Origin of the sequence: Rathayibacter sp. VKM Ac-2762 (assembly GCF_009866585.1) — a bacterium.
Classification (GTDB): Bacteria; Actinomycetota; Actinomycetes; order Actinomycetales; family Microbacteriaceae; genus Rathayibacter.
Map to the genome: position 1 here is coordinate 1,376,453 of NZ_CP047419.1, position 22,210 is coordinate 1,398,662.

Sequence of the window (22,210 nt, forward strand, 5' to 3'; positions counted from 1 at the left end):
CTCCCGGCCCGCCGTGTCAGCGGAAGCGGACGCTCGACCCCGGCTTGCGGATCGTCTCGCGGACGACGCGCTGCACGAGTCCGCCGGCGTAGCCGCGGCGCGCGAGGAATCCCGTGAGCCGGCGCTCGGCGACCTCGTCGGAGAGCGAGCGCAGGCTCGGCAGGCGCTTGCGCGCGAGCTCGAGCGCCGTGCGGTACTCGTCGTCGCCGTCCAGCTCGTCGAGCGCTGACGCGATCGCCTCGGGGTCGATCTTCCGCGCGCGCAGCTCCTGCTGGATGGAGGAGCGGCCGAGCTTCTTGCGGTCACGGAGCGAGACGACCAGCTGCTCCGCCATGCGGAGGTCGTCGAGGTAGCCGAAGCGCGTGAAGCGCTCGAGGATCTCGAGGGCGTCCTTCTCGGCGACGCCCTCCGTGTAGAGGCGCGCCTCGACCTCGGCGACCGAGAGGCTCTTGCGGGAGAGCCCCCGTACGATCCGATCCGCGACCTGCTCGGGATCGATCTCCTCCGGGATCTCGATCGCGTCGTCGTCGTCCTCGTCGTCCGCGTTCTCGACGAACGCCGGCACGCGCCGGGCGACATGAGCCGAGAGCTCGGCGATCCGCTCGGAGGCCGGAGACGCGGCGCCGCCGACGGAGGAGCCTCCCGACTCTCCTGCGACCGTCCCGGGAGCACTGGTACGCGGCGTCCCGGCTCCGGACGGCTCCGGAAGCGACCCGGCCCCGTCGGCGTCCGGCGCCGCCGGAGCCCAGCCCTCGTCGCCCGCCGCACCCCGGTCGACCCAGGGCAGGAAGGCCACGGGGCGGCCCTTCGCCCCCTCCGCGGCCTTCTCCGCCACGGGCTAGGCGCCCTTGCGCACGGGCTGCTTGGTCTCGATCGCGACCGGCGCGGCCTCGACGGCCGCGTTCGGGTCGACGATCACGCCGAGCTTGACCAGAATGCGCTTCTCGATCTCGGCGGCCACATCGGGGTTGTCGATGAGGAACTGGCGCGCCTTCTCCTTGCCCTGGCCGAGCTGGTCGCCGTCGTAGGTGTACCAGGCGCCCGACTTGCGGACGATCTCGTGCTCGACACCGAAGTCGATCAGGCTGCCCTCGCGGGAGATGCCGACGCCGTAGAGGATGTCGAACTCGGCCTGCTTGAAGGGCGGGGCCATCTTGTTCTTCACGACCTTGACGCGCGTGCGGTTGCCGACCGCGTCGGTGCCGTCCTTCAGCGTCTCGATGCGGCGGATGTCGAGGCGGACCGACGCGTAGAACTTGAGCGCCTTGCCGCCCGCCGTGGTCTCGGGGCTTCCGAAGAAGACGCCGATCTTCTCGCGCAGCTGGTTGATGAAGATCATCGTGGTGTTCGTGGTGTTCAGTCCGCCGGTCAGCTTGCGCAGTGCCTGGGACATGAGGCGGGCCTGCAGGCCGACGTGGGAGTCGCCCATCTCGCCCTCGATCTCGGCACGCGGCACGAGGGCCGCGACGGAGTCGATCACGATGAGGTCGATCGATCCCGATCGCACGAGCATGTCGGCGATCTCGAGCGCCTGCTCTCCGGTGTCGGGCTGCGACACGAGGAGGGAGTCGATGTCGACGCCGAGCTTCTTGGCGTACTCGGGGTCGAGCGCGTGCTCCGCGTCGATGAAGGCGGCGATGCCGCCGTTGCGCTGCGCGTTCGCGATCGCGTGCAGCGTGAGGGTGGTCTTTCCGGAGGACTCGGGGCCGTAGATCTCGACGATGCGGCCGCGGGGGAGCCCGCCGATCCCGAGCGCGACGTCGAGCGCGATCGAACCGGTCTGGATCACCTCGACGGGAGCGCGGTCGTCGCTTCCGAGGCGCATGACGGCGCCCTTGCCGAACTGGCGGTCGATCTGGGCGAGTGCGGTCTCGAGGGACTTCTCGCGGTCGGAGGAACTGGGCATGGCCGTCTCGCTCTCGTGTTCGTGGTGGTGTCGCCTACAGGCTGTCGCGACATGCCGGTGGCTGTCGGAGTGACAGTGCCGGCCGGCTGCGACAAGGCGGTGAAGCAGGTCCGTTCAGGTGTCTCCGACGGTACGCCCGACCACCGACATCGGGGCCGAGCGAGAGCGACTCCGTGGAGACGGGGCCGTTCCTGCTTCTGTGGAGGAGCCTAGACCCGTTCGAACACGGATTCGAGCACGAGCCGTCGGCGTGTCGAACACGGCTTCGGCGACGGGAGCGTCAGCGGTGGCGCTTCCGCGGATCCACGCCGTGCCACCGGGCCTCCGGGACGTCGTTGGCGCGGCAGAGGGCGAGCCAGACCTCGCGCGGCTCCGCTCCGTCCGCGAGGGCGCGCTCGGCGGTGCGGCCCCCGAGCTCGGTCAGCACGAGGTCCGAGACCAGGACACGGGCGTAGGCGCCGCCGAACTCGTCGTCCACCAGCTGCCGGAACTCGCTCAAGCGCATGCGTCCACGGTAGCCGCTGCCCGGAGGCCGCACTCCCCCGGGAACGCCGAAGGGCGCCCGGCCGGAGCCTGGGCGCCCTTCGCGTGGAACGGGTGCGGTGAGTGGAGGGGACGGGGGCCGACTACTGCGTGACGAGGTCGGCGTCGAAGCCGGCGACCATGTCGGCCGGGATGGTGTCGGGGATGGTGTCGATGCCCTCGATGACGGCGAGACGATCGCCGACCTCGCGCATGATCACCGAGATGGGGGTGTCGAGGGCGTCGGCGACAGAGGCGAGGATCTCCGAGGAGGCCTCCTTCTGACCGCGTTCGACCTCGCTCAGGTAGCCGAGCGCAACGCTCGCCTTGCTCGCCACCTGACGGAGCGTACGACCTTTCTGCAGGCGAAAGTCCCTGAGGACATCGCCGATCTCCTGACGAACTAGAACCACTGGACCCTCCTTCTCCACGTCAACCGCATGTCGTGCACCTGCACCGCGAGCACGAGCGCCGGAGATTCCGGAGCGGGTGATCGGGGGGCTGGGACGAGAGAACCGGATAGCTGTTCACTACCCGGTTCGTATGATGTCGACTCTAATACCGGATGACTGGACTTTGCGTGTGAGCGACACCAGTTGTAACCGGGCCGCAATGCGGCGCATTCCGATTCCCTGAGGGCCCTCGCTGGGTATCCGCCTCATGCGCCGCGGGCGATCAGCTCCGCGCCGAGGGCGAGGGCCGCGTCGACCGAGGCGGCGCGGATCGCGGCGCGGTCGCCGTCGAACCGGTGCTCACGGACGAGCTCGTCCTCGCCGAGGACGGCCGCCACGAAGACGGTGCCGACGGCCGCGTCCCCCTGCGGATCCGGACCGGCGACCCCCGTGGTCGCCAGGCCGAGCGTCGGACGCCCGTCGGCTGCGAGCCGCGAGGACGCTCCGCGCGCCATCTGCACAGCGACTGCGGGATCGACGGGACCCCGCTCGCCGAGGACGCGCGCGTCCACCCCGAGGAGCCGGTCCTTGAGGTCGGTGGCATAGCTCACTACTCCCCCGCGGTACACGGCGGAGGCGCCGGGCACCTCCACGAGGGCGGAGCTGAGCGCGCCGCCGGTGAGCGACTCCGCGACGGCGAGGTCGACACCCCGCCGCCGGAGCTCGGCGATCAGCTGCGCGGCCGTCACCGCGTCGACCGGGCGGCCCGGCTCTGGCGGGCGGCGTCGGCGAGGTAGTCGATCCCGGTGGCGACCGTGAGCACCACCGCGGCCGTCATCGTGATCCCGTTCAGCCAGTGGACCCACTCGCCGAGGACGGCCCAGAGCGGCAGCAGAGCGAGGGAGATCGCGATCGACTGCACGATCGTCTTGAGCTTGCCGCCCCGTGACGCCGGGATCACCCGGTCCGAGAGCACGGCCATCCGGAAGACGGTGATGCCGATCTCGCGCACCAGGATGACGATCGTCACCCACCACGGCAGCTCCGCGAGAATCGAGAGCCCGACGAGCGCCGCACCGGTCAGCACCTTGTCGGCGATCGGATCCAGGAGCTTGCCGAGATCGGTCACGAGGCCCCGGCTCCGGGCGATGTGCCCGTCGATGCCGTCCGTGGCGATCGCGACGATGAAGAGGAGCGCCGCGGCGATCCGGATCCCGCCGTCCTGCCCCCCGTCGGCCAGCAGGAGCCAGAAGAAGACGGGCGCCAGCAGGATCCGGACGACCGTGATCGCGTTCGGCAGGTTCCAGTTGCCCGACGCGGCCGGAGCCGGTGCGGTGGGGTGGGTCATCGTGCTCCGCCGTTCCTCGCAGTGCGGGCGACCGGGACGGTCACTCGCGTCCCGTCAGCGTCCAGGCGTCCTCGCCGGACCCCTCGTCGTCGTCGTGGTAGTCGGTGGCGGCGGGCCCCGTCGGCTCGGCCAGCGGATCCGCGTACGGGTCCGGGGCGACCGAGGACGGCGCGGCCGGCCCCTCGCCCGGGTCCTCGCCGCGCATCCGCGCGAGGACGCCCGGCAGCTGCTCGGCGGTGACCAGCACGTCGCGGGCCTTCGACCCCTCGGAGGGGCCGACGACCTCGCGCGACTCGAGCAGGTCCATCAGTCGGCCGGCCTTGGCGAAGCCGACGCGGAGCTTGCGCTGCAGCATCGAGGTCGAGCCGAACTGCGTGCTGACGACGAGCTCGGCCGCCGCGACCAGCAGCTCGAGGTCGTCCCCGATGTCGGAGTCGATCTCCTTGCGTTGCGCCTGCACGGTGATGTCCTGGCGGTACTCGGGCTGCGCCTGACGGGTGACGTGCTCGACGACCTTCGCGATCTCGTCCTCGCGGACCCAGGCGCCCTGGACGCGCATCGGCTTGTTGGTGCCCATGGGGAGGAAGAGGCCGTCGCCCTGCCCGATGAGCTTGTCGGCTCCCGGCTGGTCGAGGATGACCCGCGAGTCGGTCACGCTGGTCACCGCGAAGGCGAGGCGGCTGGGCACGTTCGCCTTGATGAGGCCGGTCACCACGTCGACGCTCGGCCGCTGCGTGGCCAGCACGAGGTGGATGCCCGAGGCGCGCGCGAGCTGGGTGATCCGCACGATCGAGTCCTCGACGTCGCGCGGGGCGACCATCATCAGGTCGGCGAGCTCGTCGACCACCACGAGGAGGTAGGGGTACGGCTTGAGGACGCGGCTGCTGCCCGCGGGGAGCTTGATCTCGTCGGCGCGGACGGCCGCGTTGAAGTCGTCGATGTGGCGGAACCCGAACGACGCGAGGTCGTCGTAGCGCATGTCCATCTCCTTCACGACCCACTGCAGCGCCTCGGCGGCCTTCTTGGGGTTCGTGATGATCGGAGTGATCAGGTGGGGCACTCCGCCGTAGATGGTGAGCTCCACGCGCTTGGGGTCGATCAGGACCATGCGCACGTCCTGCGGGCGCGCGCGCATCAGCAGGCTCGTGATCATCGAGTTGACGAAGCTGGACTTGCCGGAGCCGGTGGAGCCGGCGACCAGGAGGTGCGGCATCTTGGCGAGGTTCGCCACGACGTAGCCGCCCTCGACGTCCTTCCCGACGCCGATGGTCATCGGGTGCGTGGACGTCGTCGAGGCCGGCGAGCGGAGGACGTCGCCCAGCGAGACGATCTCGCGGTCCGTGTTGGGGATCTCGACGCCGATCGCGCTCTTGCCCGGGATCGGGGAGAGGATCCGGACCTCGTTGCTGGCGACGGCGTAGGAGAGGTTCTTGCTGAGCGCGGTGACGCGCTCGACCTTGACGCCGGGGCCGAGCTCGATCTCGTAGCGGGTGACGGTCGGGCCGCGGGAGAAGCCGGTGACCGTCGCGTCCACGTTGAACTGCTGCAGCACCTCGGTGATGGCGCGGACCATCTCATCGTTGGCCGCCGAGCGCGCCTTGGAGGGCGTGCCCGTCGAGAGGGCGGCCGCCGAGGGGAGGCGGTACGGCGCGTCGTCCTCGAACGAGGAGTCGAAGCCGGTAGTCGGATCCTCCTCGGCGAGGGGCGCGATCGGGCCGGTCTCGATGACGGGCGGGATCGGGACGGCGGGCGCCACATCGAGGCGGTCGAGCCGGATGACCTCGGTCGCGTCGTCGTCGACCACGCCGGTCGCGCCGCGGGGAGCGCCCGTCTGCTCGAAGCGGGCGAGCGCCGCCTCGGCGGTCTCGGCCTCGGCCAGCACCTCGGTGGCGTAGGAGCGGGTCGGCGGGTGGGCCTCGTCGTCGCGCTCCTCGAGCGCGGTGTCGAAGCCCTTCGCGCGGCCGCGAGCGGGCGCGGCGCCCTCGAGCACCTCGGTGAAGGAGTCGATCGGGAGCTCGGTCTGCACGGTCGGCTCGTCCTCGCGCCCGGACTCGGTGCGCCGCCACCAGGGCAGCTCTCCGCCGTCCTGCTGCGCGTCCTCCTCCTGCTCGGCCTCCGCCTTCGCCGCGGCCTTCGCGGCGGCCCGCTCGGCCTTGAGGCGGGCGCGCTCCTCGTCGTCGAGCACAGGGGCGCCGAAGAGGTAGCCGTAGAGCTCCCGCGAGCGCGCGCCGATGCGGTTCGGCGGGGTCTTGGTGATGATGAACAGCGACAGCAGGATCACGAGCGACAGCAGCACGGTCGCGCCGGGGACGGTGGCGATCGCCGCGAGCGGGGCGCCCACCAGCCAGCCGAGGACGCCTCCCGCGGCCGCCATGGTCTCGATTCCCTGGCCGGGCTGCGGCAGGCCGAGGTGCGCGTGGCAGATGCCGGCGGAGGCGACGAGCAGCGTGATGACGCCCACGCCGATCCGCCCGTTGTCGTCGACGGACCGGGGGTGCCGGAAGAGCCAGAGGGAGAAGAGGAGAAGGACGACCGGCAGCACGTAGGCGACCCGGCCGAAGAAGCCGCCGAAGCTCCACGCGTCGAGCACCAGGGCGACCGGGTCGGTCGCGAGGAACCACTCGACGACCGCGCCCGCGACGGCCAGCAGCAGCAGCAGGAAGGGGACGCCGTCGCGGCGCTCCTCCTTCGCCAGCCGCTCGGGACCGAGGGCGCGCGCGGCGCCGCCCGCGAGGTGGGCCAGCGCCATCCAGAGCCGCACCGCGGGGTTGGTGCGCGGGGCGGACTCGAAGGCCACCGTCTTCGTCTCGGCGGCCGCCTTGCCCGAGCCCCGGCCGGATCGCGGCGCGCCGGAGCGCGGAGTCGCGCTGCCGCGCCCGCGCGAGGTCGTCTTGGTACTGGTCGCCATGAGGCCACCGTACCCGCCGCCCCCGTCAGGGCCGGTGACCCGCGCCGCGACGGCCGGCGCCGATCGGCCGCCGGCCGGGAGGCTCAGGCCTCGATGACGAGCGGCACGATCATGGGCCGGCGGCGGTAGGAGGTGTTGACCCAGCGGCCGACGACGCGACGGACGGCCTGCGACAGCGCGTGCTGATCGCTCGCCCCGTTCCGCACCGCCTCCTCGAGCGCGGCCGCGATCCGCGGCTTGACCTCGTCGAAGACGCTGTCGTCCTCCGCGAAGCCCTTCGCGTGGATCTCGGGGCCGACGACGATCCGCCCCGTGCCCGCCTCCACCACCACGATGATCGAGATGAAGCCCTCCTCGCCGAGGATCCGCCGGTCCTTGAGGTCGGCGTCGGTGATCTCGCCCACCGACGATCCGTCGACGTAGACGAACCCCAGGTCGAGCCGTCCGACGACGGTCGCCCTGCCGTCGAGCAGGTCGATCACGGTGCCGTCCTCGGCGATGATCGTGTTCTCCTCCGCGATCCCGGTCTCGCGCGCGAGCTGCGCGTTCGCGACCAGGTGCCGGTACTCGCCGTGCACCGGCATCACGTTCAGCGGCTTGAGGATGTTGTAGCAGTAGAGGAGCTCGCCGGCCGCGGCGTGCCCGGACACGTGCACCTTCGCGTTGCCCTTGTGCACGACGGTCGCTCCGAGCCGGGTGAGCCCGTTGATGACCCGGTACACCGCGTTCTCGTTGCCGGGGATGAGGCTGGAGGCGAGGATCACCGTGTCGCCCTCCCCCGGCTCGATCTGGTGATCGAGGTTGGCCATCCGGCTGAGGACGGCCATCGGCTCGCCCTGCGACCCGGTGGACATGTAGACGATCCTGTCCTCGGGGACGTCGCCCGACTTCTTCATGTCGACCAGGACTCCCGGAGGGACGTGCAGGTAGCCGAGATCCGCGGCGATGCGCATGTTGCGGACCATGGAGCGGCCGAGCAGCGCCACGCGGCGGCCCGTGGCGTGGGCCGCGTCGAGCACCTGCTGCACCCGGTGCACGTGGCTGGAGAAGCTCGCGACGATGACACGGCGGGTCGCCCTGGCCATGACGCTCTCGATGACCGGGCCGATGTCGCGCTCGCTCGGCGTGAAGCCGGGGACGTCGGCGTTGGTGGAGTCGACCATGAACAGGTCGACTCCCTCCTCGCCGAGGCGGGCGAAGGCGCGCAGGTCGGTGATCCGGCCGTCGAGCGGCAGCTGGTCCATCTTGAAGTCGCCGGTGTGCAGCACCGAGCCCGCGTCGGTGACGATCGACACGGCCAGCGCGTCCGGGATCGAGTGGTTCACGGCGACGAACTCGAGCTCGAAGGGCCCGAGGTTCTCGACGTCGCCCTCCTTCACCGTGAGCGTGTACGGCGTGATCCGGTGCTCCTTGAGCTTCGCCTCGACGAGGGCGAGCGTGAGGGTGGAGCCGATCAGCGGGATGTCGCGCTTCAGCCGGAGCAGGTAGGGGACGGCGCCGATGTGGTCCTCGTGGCCGTGGGTGAGGACGACTCCGACGATGTCGTCGAGCCGGTCCCGGATGGGCGTGAAGTCCGGGAGGATCAGGTCGACGCCCGGCTGGTCCTCCTCCGGGAAGAGCACGCCGCAGTCGACGACCAGGAGCCTGCCGTCGATCTCGAAGACGGTCATGTTGCGGCCGATCTCGCCGAGGCCGCCGAGGGGGATGATCCGGAGCGTTCCCGGAGCGAGCGGGGCGGGGATGATCACGGGACCGGGCATGCGCCCTCCTTCTCCAGCGGTGCTTTCTCGGGACGTGCCGCTCGGGCTCAGCGGGTGGTGCCGGCGACCTTCGGGAGGGCGCCGCCGGCCGCGGCGTTGCGGTCGGGCCGGAAGTTGCGGAAGTCGACGCCCGGGATGTCGCGGACCAGGCCGAGCTCGTCCTCGATGAGCGCCGCCTCCGACTCCTCCGGGCCGACCAGGGGCAGCCGCACGCGCGGCGAGGAGATGCGGCCGAGGCCGTGCAGGATGTACTTCGCGGCGACGGTCCCGGGGACGTGCGTCATCACGGCGCGCACGAGCGGCTCGAGCTGCTGGTGCGCGCGGGTGGCCGCGTGGAGGTCGCCCGCGTTCACGGCGTCGACGATCGTGCGGTACGGCGCGGCGGCGATGTTCGCGGTGACGCCGATGAGCCCCGTGGCGCCGATGGCGAGCTCGGGGAGCACGTTCGCGTCGTCGCCGCAGAAGTACATCAGGTCGGTCTGGTTGAGCACGCGGCTGACCTCGGAGAGATCGCCCTTCGCGTCCTTCACGGCCAGGATGTTCGGGTGCTTGGCCGCCCGCAGGATCGTCTCGTAGCGGATCGGCACGCCGGTGCGGCCGGGGATGTCGTAGAGGATGACCGGCAGGTCCGTCGCGTCGGCGATCATCCGGAAGTGGGTGAGCACGCCCGCCTGCGTGGGCTTGTTGTAGTACGGGGTGACGATCATGTTGCCGTCGGCGCCGGCCTTCTCGCTCTGACGGGCGAGCTGCATGGCGTGGGCGGTCTCGTTCGAGCCGCCTCCCGTGATGATCTTCGCGCGGCCCCCGGCGACCGAGCGGCCGACCTCGACGAGGCGGATCTTCTCCGGGTCGGTCAGGGTGCTGGTCTCGCCCGTGGTCCCGGTGACCACGATGCCGTCCGCGCCCGCTGCGATGCAGTCGTCGATGTGCTTCTCGACACCGGGCCAGTCGACCTCGCCGTCGGCGGTGAACGGGGTGACCAGGGCGACCAGGACCTGGCCGAAGGGATTCTCCGGAGTTGACACGCTGCCAGGGTAGCGGGTCGCCGCCGCGCCGCCGGAAGGAGGTTCCCGGAGCCGCCCGCGCGGACGGCAGCAGGCGGATCGGGCGGGACGGCCCGCTCGTCCTCGCCGGGCGGCGGGCTACGGAGCGACGCGGCCGTTCGCTGTGAAGGCGGCGGCCGTGAGGGGCATCAGCTCCTGGAAGTGCGTCTCCATCTGCTCGGCCGCCATCTCGATCTCGCGCTGCGGGAAGGAGGGGAACGTCGAGTCCTCGCGCTTGGTGCGCAGGGAGAGGAAGTTCATCAGCGAGCGGGCGTTGAGCGTGACGTACATCGACGAGTAGATGTTCAGCGGGAGGACGATCCGGGCGACCTCGCGGGCGACGCCCTCGCCGAGCATCCGCTGGTACGACTCGTAGGCCTGCGTGCTGACGCGGCGCGTCTCCTCGGCGACGAGCTCGGCCTGCTCGGGGGTGCCCGGCTCGAAGGAGTAGGCGCCGGGCTTGCCGACCTGCACGAGATTGCGGCGGGGGCCGGGCACGTAGAAGACCGGACGGAGCTCGCGGTAGCGGCCCGACTCCTCGTTGTAGGAGGCGATGCGGTGCCGCATGAACTCGCGGAAGACGAAGATCGGCGCCTGCACGTAGAAGGTCATCGAGTTGTGCTCGAACGGCGAGCCGTGGCGGTCGCGCATGAGGTAGTTGATCAGGCCGCGGTCGCGCTTGCGCTGCAGCTCGGCGTCGGACTCCTCGCCGTCGAGCGCCTCGGCGAGCGTCTTCTCGCCCTGGGTCGAGACGCGGGCCGCGAACAGCACGTCGGAGTCGTGGGCGCTCGCGCGGACCAGCTCGACGACGACATCGCTGCGGAAGACGGGCGCGTTCTCGTCGGATCCGCTGCTCGTCGGCTCGGGGCGTGGGCTCGTCTGCTCGGTCACGGCATCGAAGCCTAGACCACCGGCCTCGTCCCCTCTTCCTCTCGGCAGCCTCTCCCCCGGTTCCCGCCTCCTCCGGCCGAGCGCTGCTCCCGCGACGCGCTCGGCCGGCTCCCGGGCGTGAGGCTCTAGGCTGGGTCCGCTTCGCGGGCGGCCCGCGACCGGCTCCGGGAGGCACCATGAGCGACTCATCCGCACGGCACTCCGACCACGACGGGACCACGGACTCCGGCTCGCCGCGGCGCGCCGCGCGCACGCCGGGCGAGCACGTGTCGACGCCGTCCGAGCTGCCCTCGGCCCGGCCGGACGCGTCCGCTCCCCGGCTCCGCGTCCTGATCTCGGGCGCCAGCGGGATGATCGGCTCCGAGCTGACCCGCCAGCTGCGCGCCGAGGGGCACGAGATCCTGCGCCTGGTGCGCCACGCGCCGTCGAGCCCGGACGAGTTCCACTGGGCGCCCACCTCGCACATGCTCGACTTCAGCGTGCTCGACCGCGTCGACGCCGTGATCAACCTCTCCGGCGCCTCGATCAGCCGCCTGCCGTGGACCGCGTCCTACAAGCGGGAGATCCTCGACTCGCGGATCCAGTCCACGCAGACCCTCACCGACGCGATGCGGATGTCCTCGACCCCGCCGACGACGCTGATCAACGCCTCCGCGGTCGGCTACTACGGAGACCGCCCGGGCGAGGAGCTCACCGAGCAGTCCTCGCGCGGCGACGGGTTCCTCGCCGACGTCGTCGACCGCTGGGAGAAGGCCGCCCACCTCGCGCCCGAGGCCACGCGGGTGGTCACCGCTCGCACCGGGCTGGTCCTCGGCGACGGCGGCGCGCTCAAGCCGCTCCTGCCCCTGACGAAGCTCGGCCTCAGCGGGCCCCTCGGCAGCGGCAACCAGGCCTGGCCCTGGATCAGCCTCTACGACGAGGCCGCGGCGATCCGTCACCTGCTCACGTCCTCGCTCTCGGGCCCGGTGAACCTCGCCGGACCGGTGCCGGCGACCGCGAACGACGTGATGCGCACCCTCGCCGAGCAGCTGCACCGCCCGTTCAAGCTGGCCGTCCCCGAGAAGATCATCGAGCTCGCGCTGCGCGACGCCGGGCACGAGCTCCTGCTCTCGAGCCAGCGCCTGGTCCCCCAGCGGCTGCTCGACGACGGCTTCGAGTTCCGCCACCGCACGGTCGGCGAGGCGCTGGAGTGGGTGCTCGCGTGATCCGGGCCGCCTGAGCGGTCCTCGCCGGAGAGCCGCGCTCGGGTCGCGGCCGAGCGGTCAGGCCGGAGCCTCGTGCTCCAGCGCGATGGCCCGGCGGATGGCGCCTCGGGCGCGCTTGCGGTCGCCACTGGCGTCGTAGGCGAGGCCGAGGCGGTACCAGGCACGCCAGCTCCCGGGCTGCGCGTCGACCTCCTCCGCGTACTGCGGGAACAGCGCGTCCGCCTCCTCCCGGAGCGGACGCCCGCTGGCCCGCGAGTCGAGGACCTCCTGCGGCAGCGCGTTCTCGCCCTCCAGCCGACGGGCCAGCTTCTCGGCGCGGAGCCCGAACAGCAGCTCGCGCACGAGCCCCCAGACGCCGACGGCGCCGAGGATCAGCAGGCCGACGCCCATCACGATGCCGGGCACCGTCGCCGCGGCGAAGGCGACGACGGAGTACTGCAGGCAGACGAACAGGTAGAGGGCGAGCAGGACCGCCATCAGGACGACACCGACGCGGGTCCTCACGGGGTGCTCGTCGCTGCGGCGGCCTGGCCGGACGGAGCCCGGTCGATGACGGGCTGCTCGTCGACCGGCCGCTCGGCGAGAGGCGCGGCGTCGAAGGCGGCGCGCAGGTCGATCAGCGCGTCGAGGCCCACCACCACGCCCGTGGTCGTCCGGACCGCGTCGAGAGCGCGCAGGACGCCCTGCTCGTAGGAGGCCTGCGAGGTGGTGTCGTGCCTGATGGTGACCGTCTCGCCGGTGCCGCCGAAGACGACCTCCTGGCGCGCCTCCACTCCGGGCAGGCGGAGGCTGTGGACCGGGACGCTCGCGACCTGCTGGCCGCGGGCCCGCTGGTCGGTGTGCGGAGCCTGCACCGGACCGAGCTCGGCCCGGGCGCGCAGCAGCAGCTCGGCCGTGCGGACCGCGGTCCCGGAGGGCGAGTCGACCTTGCGGGCGCCGTGGGTCTCGACGATCTCGGCGGCGTCGAAGAAGCGCGCGGCCACGGTGGCCAGCGCGGTCGCGAGCACCGAGCCCAGCGAGAAGTTGGGGATGATCACGACGCCGGCCTCCGGCTGCTCGGCGACGCTGCGCCGGAGGGCCGCGATCCGGTCGCCGGTCCAGCCGGAGGTGCCGACGAGCACCTTCCTCCCGTTGGCCACGGCGAAGTCGACGATCTGCTGGCTGACGGCCGGCACGGTCATGTCGACGACGACGTCGGCCGCGAGCATCTCGGCGGGATCGCTCCGCGAGCCGAGCCGCGCGACGAGCGAGAACTCGCTCGACGCCTCGATGAGCGAGCAGGTGAACGAGCCGAGTCGGCCGGACGCGCCGACCACGGCGACGGAGGTAGTCACCGACTCAGCGTAGCCCGCGGCTCAGTACGGCTGGGCCTCGGGCAGGCCGGTGCGCAGCTCCACGGGCAGGTGCGAGAGGTCGTTGTGCACGACGAGCACCGGCGGCTTGCGGGAGCGGACGCGGATGATCGTCAGCCCGCAGTTGGCCTGGTTGAGGCCCAGCCACCGCCAGTCGGGAGCGTCGAACACGTGGCGGACGAACCAGCCGATCACGAAGTTGTGGGTGATGAGGAGGTCGTGGCGGTCCTCGCGCGACGGCGCCAGGAACTCGGCCACCGCGTCCTGCATCTGCGCGTGCCCCGCCTCGATCTCGGCCGCGGTGACGCTGCCGAAGAAGGGCTCGAACCCCTTGGGCATGTCCGGGGTCGGCCCCGAGGGGATGCAGTCGAACAGCAGCGAGGACGGCTGGAGCGGCAGGCTCGGCAGAAGCGTCTGGAAGCGCGCGGCCGTCTCCTCGGCCCGGCGCAGCGGCGAGTGCCACGCTCCGGTGAAGGGGACTCCGCCGAGCCGCTCGGCGATGAGCCTCGCCTGGCGCTCACCACGGGCCGAGAGCGGGCCGTCCGGCATGCCGTGCTCGGCGTCCTGCTGCTCGCCGTGGCGGACGAGGTAGATGTAGTGGGACACGGGGTCCTCCCTGGTGCGGCGCGGCGGTGCGCGGTCAGCGGGCGTTCGACGATCGGATCAGATCGCGGAGGCGCTCTCGATCCCGGCGATCCCGGCGAAGGCCGACTCGTCGACCGCGCCGACGGCCGAGATCGACGACGGCCCCCGGGCCAAGTCTGCCGCGAGTGCCTGGACGTCCTCCGCGCCGACGAGGGCGAGTCGGCGCAGGCTCTCGTCGAGGTCGACGAACTCGCCGAAGGTCAGCTCGGCGCGTCCGAGGCGCGACATCCGGGTGTCGGAGTCCTCCAGCGCGAGCGCCGCCGCTCCCGAGAGCTGGCCGCGGGCGCGGGCGAGCTCGTCGTCGGTGACGCCGTCCTCGGCGAGGCGGTGGAACTCGGTGAGCAGGAGCTCGGCGACCGTCCCCGCCTTCGCCGGGGTGCACGCGGCGTAGAGCCCGAAGAGGCCCGCGTCCGAGTAGGACGGGGCGAAGGAGTAGACGGAGTAGGCCAGGCCGCGCTTCTCGCGCACCTCCTGGAACAGCCGCGAGGACATGCCGCCGCCGAGGATCGAGTTGAGGACGCCCATCGTCATCCGCCGCTCGTCGCCCGCGGCGAGACCGGGGAAGCCGACCAGCAGGTTCGCCTGCTCGGTGGGGCGGTGCACCACCGACAGGGCGCTGCCACGGGTGTAGGACGCACGGCCGCCGACGCGCCGCTCGACGGGCGGGGCCGCCGTGCCGAGGTCCCAGCCGTCGGCGACGAGGACCCGCTGGAGCAGCGCGACGAGCGCCTCGTGGTCGACGGCGCCGGCGACGGTGATCACCACGTCTCGCGGGCGGTAGGCGGCGCGGTAGTGCGCCCAGACCGCGTCCCGGGTGGCCTCGCCGATGGTCGCGGCGGTGCCCCCGATCGGGCGGCCCAGCGGGTGGTCGCCGAACACGGCCTCGAACAGCTTCTCGCCCGCCACGTCGGCCGGATCGTCGTCCGCCATCGCCAGCTCCTCGAGGATGACCCCGCGCTCGGTCTCGAACTCGTCCGGATCGATCAGGCTCGAGGTCACCATGTCGGCGATCACCTCGACCGCCATCGGGAGGTCGCGGTCCTGGATCTTGGCGTAGTAGCAGGTGTACTCCTTGGCGGTGAGAGCGTTGTGCTCCCCGCCCACGGAGTCGAAGGACACGGCGATGTCGAGGGCGGACCGCTTCTGCGTGCCCTTGAACAGCAGGTGCTCGAGGAAGTGCGTCGAGCCGACGTTGGAGGGCACGGCGGGCTCGCCCGCGGTCGCGGGGCGGCCGGGCCGCTCGTCGCGAGAACCCGCGGCGACCCAGAAGCCGATCGTGGCGCTGCGGGCGCCGGGCACCGATTCGCTGAGGATGCGGACACCGCTCGGGAGGACGGAGCGGCGGACCGTGGATCCGCCTGCGGCCCGGACTGACGTCTCCGGCTGGTCGAGGGGCAGTGCGACTCCGTGATTCATCGTGCCCACCCTAGGCCACCGCGACGGCGGCCCGAGCCGGGCTGTCGCGCCGTGGCGGGAGAGGTGCAGGGGGCGTCGCGGACGGGCGCGGTCAGCGGCGCGCGCGCTCCAGCGCGGCCAGGTGTCCGGGGTCGAGCTCGAGCGAGACCGCGCGCACCAGCGCGTCCACGTCGGCGGGTGAGCGCGGGGCGACCGTCGCGGCGGTCAGCCGCGGCCGGCCGAGCAGCCAGGCCAGGGCGACGGCGGCGGGAGCGGCCGAGAGCTCGGCACCGATCGCGTCGAGGACGGCGAGGACCCGGCGTCCGCGGCGCCCGAGGTGGGCGGCGGCGAGTGCCCCGTCGGGCAGGCGGCCGAGCTCGCGGCGGGTGCGCTCGGCGCCGCGGAGGAACCCGTGGGCGAGGGGGACGGTCGCGAGCAGGGCGAGTCCCTGGCCGGCGGCGACGAGGCCGAGATCGCCCTCCGAGCCGGGCCGCTCGAGCAGGTTCCAGCGGACCTCCGCGCCGGCGAGGCGGGGCAGCCCGTGGGCGGCCAGGACGCGCGCCTCGAACAGCTCCTCCGGGGAGAATCCGGAGGCGACCACCGACCGCACCAGCCCGCGCGCCAGCAGCACGTCGACAGCGCTGAGGAGCTCGTCGAGGCGTCCGGCCCCGTCGGGGCGGACCGCCAGCACATCGAGGCGATCGGTGCGGAGGCGGCGCAGCGCCCCCTCGACACGGTCCACCAGCGCACGTGGCGTCGCGGGGGCGCCGACCGGAGCGGCGAAGCGGCCGATCAGGAGGAAGCGGTCCCGGTCGCGGTGTCCGGCGGGCCAGCCGCCGACGCCCTCCGCGACGCTCGAGTCGGTGACGACGACGCCGTTGCCGCCCCACGCCGCGTAGCGCTCGAGCAGCGCGGCACCGTCGTCGCGGCCGAGGGCCGCCGCGTCGAGCACGAAGGGGAAGAGGTCGTGGCCGGAGTCGCCCATCGGCCGGCGGTGCGAGGGTGCGACGGCGGTCGGCTCGACGGGGCCGGTCTCGGCGAGGACGCCGCTCGAGGAGGCTGCGCGGGACGCCACGGGCGGGAGCGGGACGGCACTGTGACGGGGAGCCCGCACGACGGCGCCGGTCCTGTCCCTGGGCACGCCACCACTCTCCCTGCGGCGGCTCGGGTCCCGCCAGGGGAGAGAGTATCCGAGCGCCGGAGCCGCCACTCCGCCGGGTCGCGCACGGTTCACCAGATCGTTACACGGGCGCCGCCGGCAGGGTCGACTCGCGCCGGCGAGCGGTGCGGCGGACCCCTCCGTGTCGGCCGTCCGGGCTAGATTCGCGACCATGGACTCCGCCGCCCCGACCCCCTCCGAGACCGCCGCCCCGACCTCCCGCTCCACCGAGCCGGAGACGTCCGCGCCCTGGTGGACGAGCGCCGTCGTCTACCAGATCTACCCGCGCTCGTTCGCGGACTCGAACGGCGACGGCATCGGCGACCTGGGCGGCATCCGCTCGAAGCTCGACCACCTCGCCGACCTGGGGGTCGACGTGATCTGGCTCTCGCCGGTCTACCCGTCGCCGCAGCACGACAACGGCTACGACATCTCGGACTACGAGGACATCGACCCGCGGTTCGGGACGCTGGAGGAGTTCGACCTGCTCCTCGCGGAGGCCCACGAGCGCGGCATCCGCATCGTGATGGACCTCGTGGTCAACCACACGAGCGACGAGCACGCCTGGTTCGTCGAGTCCCGCTCCTCGCAGGAGGACCCGAAGCGCGACTGGTACTGGTGGCGCCGCGGGCGCCGCTCGGCCGAGCCCGGCCGCGAGCTCGAGGCGGCCGCCGGCGCCGGCCTCGACGTCGCCGAGCCGAACGGCTGGCGCTCCTACTTCTCCGGCCCGGCCTGGACGCTCGACCCGGCGACGGACGAGTACTTCCTCCACCTCTTCGCGGTGCAGCAGCCGGACCTCAACTGGGAGAACCCCGAGGTGCGGCACGCGGTGCACGCGATGATGAACCGCTGGCTCGACCGCGGAGTGGACGGCTTCCGGATGGACGTGATCAACCTCGTCTCGAAGGACGTCGGAGCCGTCGACGGCGAGCAGGGCGGCACGGGCATCGTCGGAGGGGTGGGTCCGCGGCTCCACGAGTACCTCCGCGAGATGCACGAGGCCGTGTTCGCGGACCGCGAGGGCTCCTTCCTCACCGTCGGCGAGATGCCCGGGGTCACCCTCGAGGAGGCGGTGCTCGTGACCGATCCCGAGCGGCGTGAGCTCGACATGGTCTTCCAGTTCGAGCACGTCGGCATCGACCACGGAGTCGACAAGTTCCACCCGGTGCCGCTGGACCTGGTCGCCTTGAAGGCCAACCTCGCGCGCTGGCAGGACGGCCTGGCCGAGCGCGGCTGGAACAGCCTGTACCTCGGCAACCACGACCAGCCGCGTCTCGTCTCGCGCTTCGGGGACGACGGCGCGCACCGCTACGAGTCCGCGACCCTCTGGGCGACGCTCCTCCACCTCCAGCGCGGCACGCCGTACATCTACCAGGGCGACGAGATCGGGATGACGAACGTCCCGTTCGCCGGCATCGAGGACTTCCGCGACGTCGAGTCCCTGAACTACTGGGCCGAGGCCGTCGGCGAGCGCGGCGAGGACCCGGCGACCGTGCTCGCCGGGCTGCGCGCGCAGAGCCGCGACAACGCCCGCACGCCGGTGCAGTGGGACGACGGCCTCCAGGCCGGCTTCACGACCGGCGAGCCGTGGATCGCGGTCAACCCCAACGCCGCCGAGGTGAACGTCGCCGCCGATCGGGCCGCCGAGCGGTCGGTCTTCGAGTACTACCGGGCGCTGATCGCGCTGCGGCACGCCGACGAGACGGTGCAGCTGGGCCGCTTCGCGCTGCTGGAGCCCGAGCACCCCGCGCTCTTCGCCTTCACGCGCACCGGACCGGGCGAGCTGCTCGTCGTCGGGAACGTGTCCGGTGAGCCGCTCGAGGTGCCGCTGCTCGAGGAGTGGGCGGCTGCCGAGACGGTCCTCGGCAACGTCGCCGGTGCGACCGGGTCGACGCTCGGCCCGTGGGAGGCGCGCATCCTGCGCCGCTGAACCTCGCCGCGCCCCGCTCCGAGCCCGGCGCGGGGCGCGGCGCTCGACGGCGGCGGACCAGCGGGCGAGAGCCTCAGGCGGAGACGCGGTCCAGCTGAGCGATGTCGCTCCGGGTCAGCGGGAGCGCGGCCGCCGCGAACAGCGACTCGAGCTCCGCGGCGTTCCGCGCCCGGACGATCGCCGCCGAGACCTCCTGGTGCGAGAGCACCCAGGCGAGCGCGACCACGCCGGGCTCCGTGCCGTGGGCCCCGGCGATCTCGTCGAGGGCAGCGAGCACGCGGGAGCCGTGGCGGCCGACGTAGTCCAGGCCCGCCTCGAACAGGGCCGACTCCGGCTCGTCCGTGCGGCTGCGCAGGGCGCCGGTGAGGTAGCCGCTCGCCAGGGGCAGCCGCGCGAGGGTGCCGAGCTCGAGCCGCACCACCTCGGGGGCGACGTCGGTCTCGTAGGTCCGGCGCTCCATCAGGCTGTACTCCGACACGACGGCCGAGAGCGACGGCAGCGCGAACGCGGTCGCCGTCTCGTGCAGCGCCGTGATCGCGGCTCCGCTGAAGTGCGCGGCGCCCAGGGCGCCGACCGAGCCGTCCGCCAGGAACGGCGCGACCGCCGCCAGGCTGTCGGCGATGGGGATCCCGGGGTCCTCGCTGTCGAACGAGAGCAGGTCGATCCGGGTGCCGAGCCGCTCGAGGCTCCCCTCGATCGCGATGCGGACGTCCTCCGGGGCGAGGCCCGGCGCGTCCGGGTGCCGGCCGACCTTCGTCGCGACCAGCATCCGCTCGCGCAGCCCGCTCTGCTCGAGCCAGCGGCCGATCATGTACTCGCTCCGACCGGTCGCGTAGTGGTCCGCGGTCGAGATCAGGGTGCCGCCGAGACGGCCGAACGCGTCGAGCACCTCGGTGGTGTCGTCGATCCCGGCGGCCCAGCCGAAGACGGAGCCGTCGAGGGCGAGCGGATGCACGGGGAGGCCGGTCCGACCCAGGGTGCGTGAGAGGAGGGGCGTCTCCGGCTCGGTGGCCAGGGGCGTCGGGTCGGTCACGGAGTCCTCCGGTCGGGGCGGTGCGGCGCGGTCCCGCCACCGTACCCCATGCCCCCGCCGACGACGGACGCCCGCCCCACCGGAGTGGGACGGGCGTCACGGTCGTGCAGGAGGGATCAGCTCTCGGCGGGAGCCTCGACCTCGGCCTCCTCGGCCACGACGGGCGCGAGGGACAGCTTGCCGCGGTCGTCGATCTTGGTGATCTGGACGAGCAGCTTCTGGCCGACTCCGAGGACGTCCTCGACGTTCTCGACGCGCTTGCCGCCGGCGAGCTTGCGGACCTCGCTGATGTGCAGCAGTCCGTCCTTGCCGGGGAGGAGCGAGACGAACGCGCCGAACGTCGCGAGCTTGACGACGGTTCCGAGGAACTGCTCGCCGACCTCGGGGTTGGTCGGGTTCGCGATGGCGTTGACCTGCGCACGCGCGGCCTCGGCCGACGGGCCGTCGACGGCTCCGATGTAGACGGTGCCGTCCTCCTCGATGGAGATGTCGGCGCCGGTCTCGTCCTGGATCGCGTTGATCGTCTTGCCCTTGGGGCCGATCAGCTCGCCGATCTTGTCGACGGGGATCTGCACCGAGATCACGCGGGGCGCGGTCGGGGCCATCTCGTCGGGCTGGTCGATGGCCGCCGTGAGCACCGCGAGGATCGTGGTGCGGGCGTCCTTGGCCTGCTTGAGCGCGGCGTCGAGCACCGACGACGGGATGCCGTCGAGCTTGGTGTCGAGCTGGATGGCCGTGACGAACTCGGCGGTTCCGGCGACCTTGAAGTCCATGTCGCCGAGCGCGTCCTCGGCGCCCAGGATGTCCGTCAGCGCCGCGTAGCGGGTCTGGCCGTCGACGACGTCGGACACGAGGCCCATCGCGATGCCCGCGACCGGGGCGCGCAGCGGCACTCCGGCGTTGAGGAGCGACAGGGTCGACGCGCAGACCGAGCCCATCGAGGTCGAGCCGTTGGAGCTCAGCGCCTCGGAGACCTGGCGGATCGCGTAGGGGAACTCCTCGCGGCTCGGCAGCACCGGCACGAGGGCGCGCTCGGCGAGGAAGCCGTGCCCGATCTCGCGACGCTTCGGCGATCCGACGCGGCCGGTCTCACCGGTCGAGTAGGGCGGGAAGTTGTAGTGGTGCAGGTACCGCTTCTTGGTGACGGGCGACAGCGAGTCGATCTGCTGCTCCATCTTGAGCATGTTCAGCGTGGTGACGCCCAGGATCTGGGTCTCGCCGCGCTGGAAGATGGCCGAGCCGTGGACGCGCGGGATGACCTGCACCTCGGCGTCGAGCGGGCGGATGTCGGCCAGGCCGCGTCCGTCGATGCGCACGCCGTCGCGGAGGATGCGGCCGCGGACGACCACCTTCGTGACGGACTTGTACGCCGCTCCGACCTGGTTGTAGGCCTCGGCCGAGAGCTGGCCCGAGGCGATGCGCTCGGCGATCTGCTCCTTGACGCGCGCCTTGAGGGCGTCGTCGGCGTCCTGCCGCTCGACCTTGTCGGCGATCTGGTACACGCGGACGAGCTCGTCGTAGCTGAGCTCGGCGACGTTGTCGTAGGTCTCCTGCGCGTAGGGCAGGAACACCGGGTAGTCCTTGACCGGCTTCGCGGTCTCGGCGGCGAGCTTCGCCTGCGCCTCGACGAGTGCGCGGAGGAAGGGCTTGGCGGCCTCGAGGCCCTCGGCGACGACGTCCTCGCTGGGCTTGGTCGCACCCGCCTTGATGAGGTTCCAGGAGGACTCCGTGGCCTCGGCCTCGACCATCATGATGGCGACGTCCGAGGAGCCGTCCTCGTTGGTGACGACGCGGCCCGCGACGGTGAGGTCGAAGACGGCGTTCTCCAGCTGGGAGGCCTTGGGGAAGGCGACCCACTGGTCGTTGCCGGAGCCGTCGGACATGAGCGCCAGGCGGACGCCGGCGACCGGGCCGGAGAACGGCAGGCCGGAGATCTGCGTGGACGCGCTCGCGGCGTTGATCGCGAGGGCGTCGTAGAACTCGTCCGGCGCGATGCTGAGGACCGTGATGACGATCTGGACCTCGTTGCGCAGGCCCTCGACGAACGAGGGGCGCAGCGGCCGGTCGATCAGACGGCAGACCAGGATCGCCTCGGTGGAGGGGCGGCCCTCGCGGCGGAAGAACGAGCCGGGGATCTTGCCGGCGGCGTAGGAGCGCTCCTCGACGTCGACGGTCAGCGGGAAGAAGTCGAAGTTGTCCTTCGGGTTCTTCGAGGCCGACGTGGCCGAGAGGAGCATGGTGTCCTCGTCGAGGTAGGCGGCGACGGCGCCCTGAGCCTGCTGCGCGAGGCGGCCGGTCTCGAAGCGGACGGTGCGGGTGCCGTACGAGCCGTTGTCGAGAACGGCTTCGGCGAATGTGATTTCAGGACCTTCCAAGAGGTCTGTCTCCTTAACGTCTGCAGCGGCGCCCCTTCTGGGCGCCGGCGTTCGTCGGAGCAGCGGTCCGGTCAGGAATCGAGACGATCCCACGGCAGGGCTTCGCGCCGTGCCGTCGTGTGGAGGGCGTTCGTGCTGGCCACCAGTAGAAGAGCTCCGGGCTGTCGCGACCTGTGCCGCGAGCGGGACGTGCCGCCTGCGATTAGTGCCGCGGCGGCCCGTGCTCTGTCGCACGCTGCCGCTGTCCGGGACTCCACCACCGAGGACCAGCTTCCTGCCGGCCTGCTCCGTGGCTCGAATCCTGGGTCGACCGGCGGTCGCTTTCGGATTCGGAACCGGTTCATGC

The 22,210-nt window shown here is 72.2% G+C and carries 19 protein-coding genes; 2 read left to right on the forward strand and 17 right to left on the reverse strand.

The genetic code is table 11. The features are described from left to right. Window positions 1-16: 16 nt before the first annotated feature. The 10 genes from GTU71_RS06515 to thyX form a co-directional block, all read right to left on the reverse strand. Entirely contained in the window at window positions 17-796 is a 780-nt protein-coding gene (locus GTU71_RS06515; RefSeq protein WP_159939512.1) for a regulatory protein RecX, read from the reverse strand. A gap of 42 nt (window positions 797-838) precedes the next feature. Further along, window positions 839-1,906 (reverse strand): recombinase RecA, encoded by a 1,068-nt coding sequence (recA, locus tag GTU71_RS06520; protein WP_104224475.1) that lies wholly within the window; start codon window positions 1,904-1,906, stop codon window positions 839-841. Window positions 1,907-2,186: 280 nt separating this feature from the next. Then, window positions 2,187-2,411 carry a DUF3046 domain-containing protein gene (locus GTU71_RS06525; protein WP_104224474.1) on the reverse strand — a complete coding sequence of 75 codons (225 nt, stop codon included), beginning with the start codon at window positions 2,409-2,411 and terminating at the stop codon, window positions 2,187-2,189. A 121-nt stretch (window positions 2,412-2,532) separates the two neighbouring features. Further along, window positions 2,533-2,841 (reverse strand): helix-turn-helix transcriptional regulator, encoded by a 309-nt coding sequence (locus tag GTU71_RS06530; RefSeq protein ID WP_068207524.1) that lies wholly within the window; start codon window positions 2,839-2,841, stop codon window positions 2,533-2,535. 245 nt (window positions 2,842-3,086) lie between these two features. Beyond that, window positions 3,087-3,569, reverse strand: coding sequence for a CinA family protein (locus GTU71_RS06535; RefSeq protein WP_104255568.1), 483 nt, complete (start codon window positions 3,567-3,569; stop codon window positions 3,087-3,089). Further along, the gene (pgsA, locus tag GTU71_RS06540; protein ID WP_104226303.1) at window positions 3,566-4,168 is read right to left on the reverse strand and encodes a CDP-diacylglycerol--glycerol-3-phosphate 3-phosphatidyltransferase; all 603 of its coding nucleotides are present in this window, start codon (window positions 4,166-4,168) and stop codon (window positions 3,566-3,568) included. Before pgsA ends, GTU71_RS06535 begins: the two co-directional genes overlap by 4 nt. Before the next feature lie 40 nt (window positions 4,169-4,208). Further along, complete coding sequence (locus GTU71_RS06545; RefSeq protein WP_159939513.1) at window positions 4,209-7,076, reverse strand: DNA translocase FtsK; 2,868 nt, start codon at window positions 7,074-7,076, stop codon at window positions 4,209-4,211. Window positions 7,077-7,159: 83 nt separating this feature from the next. Then, window positions 7,160-8,836 carry a ribonuclease J gene (locus tag GTU71_RS06550; protein WP_104224470.1) on the reverse strand — a complete coding sequence of 559 codons (1,677 nt, stop codon included), beginning with the start codon at window positions 8,834-8,836 and terminating at the stop codon, window positions 7,160-7,162. Between the two features lie 47 nt (window positions 8,837-8,883). After that, a complete protein-coding gene (gene dapA / locus GTU71_RS06555) occupies window positions 8,884-9,861 on the reverse strand; it encodes a 4-hydroxy-tetrahydrodipicolinate synthase (RefSeq protein ID WP_104224469.1) in 978 nt (325 codons plus the stop codon). A 117-nt stretch (window positions 9,862-9,978) separates the two neighbouring features. After that, a complete protein-coding gene (gene thyX, locus GTU71_RS06560) occupies window positions 9,979-10,680 on the reverse strand; it encodes an FAD-dependent thymidylate synthase (protein WP_244230677.1) in 702 nt (233 codons plus the stop codon). A 266-nt stretch (window positions 10,681-10,946) separates the two neighbouring features. On the opposite strand from thyX, the gene GTU71_RS06565 reads away from it, so the two are divergent. Next, window positions 10,947-11,975 carry a TIGR01777 family oxidoreductase gene (locus GTU71_RS06565; protein WP_159939515.1) on the forward strand — a complete coding sequence of 343 codons (1,029 nt, stop codon included), beginning with the start codon at window positions 10,947-10,949 and terminating at the stop codon, window positions 11,973-11,975. Between the two features lie 57 nt (window positions 11,976-12,032). Here the strand turns inward: GTU71_RS06565 and GTU71_RS06570 are convergent, their stop codons facing one another. The 5 genes from GTU71_RS06570 to GTU71_RS06590 all read right to left on the reverse strand — a co-directional run bounded on the left by GTU71_RS06570 (window position 12,033) and on the right by GTU71_RS06590 (window position 16,508). After that, window positions 12,033-12,479 (reverse strand): tetratricopeptide repeat protein, encoded by a 447-nt coding sequence (locus GTU71_RS06570; RefSeq protein WP_104233263.1) that lies wholly within the window; start codon window positions 12,477-12,479, stop codon window positions 12,033-12,035. Further along, entirely contained in the window at window positions 12,476-13,309 is an 834-nt protein-coding gene (dapB, locus tag GTU71_RS06575) for a 4-hydroxy-tetrahydrodipicolinate reductase (protein ID WP_104233262.1), read from the reverse strand. Before dapB ends, GTU71_RS06570 begins: the two co-directional genes overlap by 4 nt. Before the next feature lie 21 nt (window positions 13,310-13,330). Further along, window positions 13,331-13,933, reverse strand: a complete 603-nt coding sequence (locus GTU71_RS06580) for a histidine phosphatase family protein (RefSeq protein ID WP_159939516.1) — start codon at window positions 13,931-13,933, stop codon at window positions 13,331-13,333. A 57-nt stretch (window positions 13,934-13,990) separates the two neighbouring features. Beyond that, window positions 13,991-15,388, reverse strand: a complete 1,398-nt coding sequence (locus GTU71_RS06585) for a pitrilysin family protein (RefSeq protein ID WP_104224504.1) — start codon at window positions 15,386-15,388, stop codon at window positions 13,991-13,993. Between the two features lie 91 nt (window positions 15,389-15,479). After that, on the reverse strand, window positions 15,480-16,508 hold the full coding sequence (locus tag GTU71_RS06590) for an aldo/keto reductase (RefSeq protein ID WP_159939517.1): 1,029 nt from the start codon (window positions 16,506-16,508) through the stop codon (window positions 15,480-15,482). Between the two features lie 190 nt (window positions 16,509-16,698). Here GTU71_RS06590 and GTU71_RS06595 point away from each other — a divergent pair, with 190 nt between their 5' ends. Further along, on the forward strand, window positions 16,699-18,456 hold the full coding sequence (locus GTU71_RS06595) for an alpha-glucosidase (protein WP_159939518.1): 1,758 nt from the start codon (window positions 16,699-16,701) through the stop codon (window positions 18,454-18,456). 73 nt (window positions 18,457-18,529) lie between these two features. On the opposite strand, the gene GTU71_RS06600 is transcribed toward GTU71_RS06595, so the two are convergent. Both GTU71_RS06600 and GTU71_RS06605 read right to left on the reverse strand, forming a co-directional pair. Continuing rightward, window positions 18,530-19,489: an aldo/keto reductase gene (locus GTU71_RS06600; RefSeq protein WP_104233259.1), complete on the reverse strand. Its 960-nt coding sequence runs from the start codon at window positions 19,487-19,489 to the stop codon at window positions 18,530-18,532. Between the two features lie 116 nt (window positions 19,490-19,605). Next, a complete protein-coding gene (locus GTU71_RS06605; RefSeq protein WP_104224806.1) occupies window positions 19,606-21,864 on the reverse strand; it encodes a polyribonucleotide nucleotidyltransferase in 2,259 nt (752 codons plus the stop codon). Window positions 21,865-22,210: the final 346 nt, after the last annotated feature.

Excerpts from the sequence above, each read along its gene's own strand:
- recA (WP_104224475.1), bottom strand. The coding sequence starts at position 1,906 with ATGCCCAGTTCCTCCGACCGCGAGAAGTCCCTCGAGACCGCACTCGCC.
- GTU71_RS06585 (WP_104224504.1), bottom strand. The coding sequence starts at position 15,388 with ATGAATCACGGAGTCGCACTGCCCCTCGACCAGCCGGAGACGTCAGTC.
- GTU71_RS06595 (WP_159939518.1), top strand. The coding sequence starts at position 16,699 with ATGGACTCCGCCGCCCCGACCCCCTCCGAGACCGCCGCCCCGACCTCC.
- pgsA (WP_104226303.1), bottom strand. The coding sequence starts at position 4,168 with ATGACCCACCCCACCGCACCGGCTCCGGCCGCGTCGGGCAACTGGAAC.
- GTU71_RS06565 (WP_159939515.1), top strand. The coding sequence starts at position 10,947 with ATGAGCGACTCATCCGCACGGCACTCCGACCACGACGGGACCACGGAC.
- GTU71_RS06550 (WP_104224470.1), bottom strand. The coding sequence starts at position 8,836 with ATGCCCGGTCCCGTGATCATCCCCGCCCCGCTCGCTCCGGGAACGCTC.
- GTU71_RS06545 (WP_159939513.1), bottom strand. The coding sequence starts at position 7,076 with ATGGCGACCAGTACCAAGACGACCTCGCGCGGGCGCGGCAGCGCGACT.
- GTU71_RS06525 (WP_104224474.1), bottom strand. The coding sequence starts at position 2,411 with ATGCGCTTGAGCGAGTTCCGGCAGCTGGTGGACGACGAGTTCGGCGGC.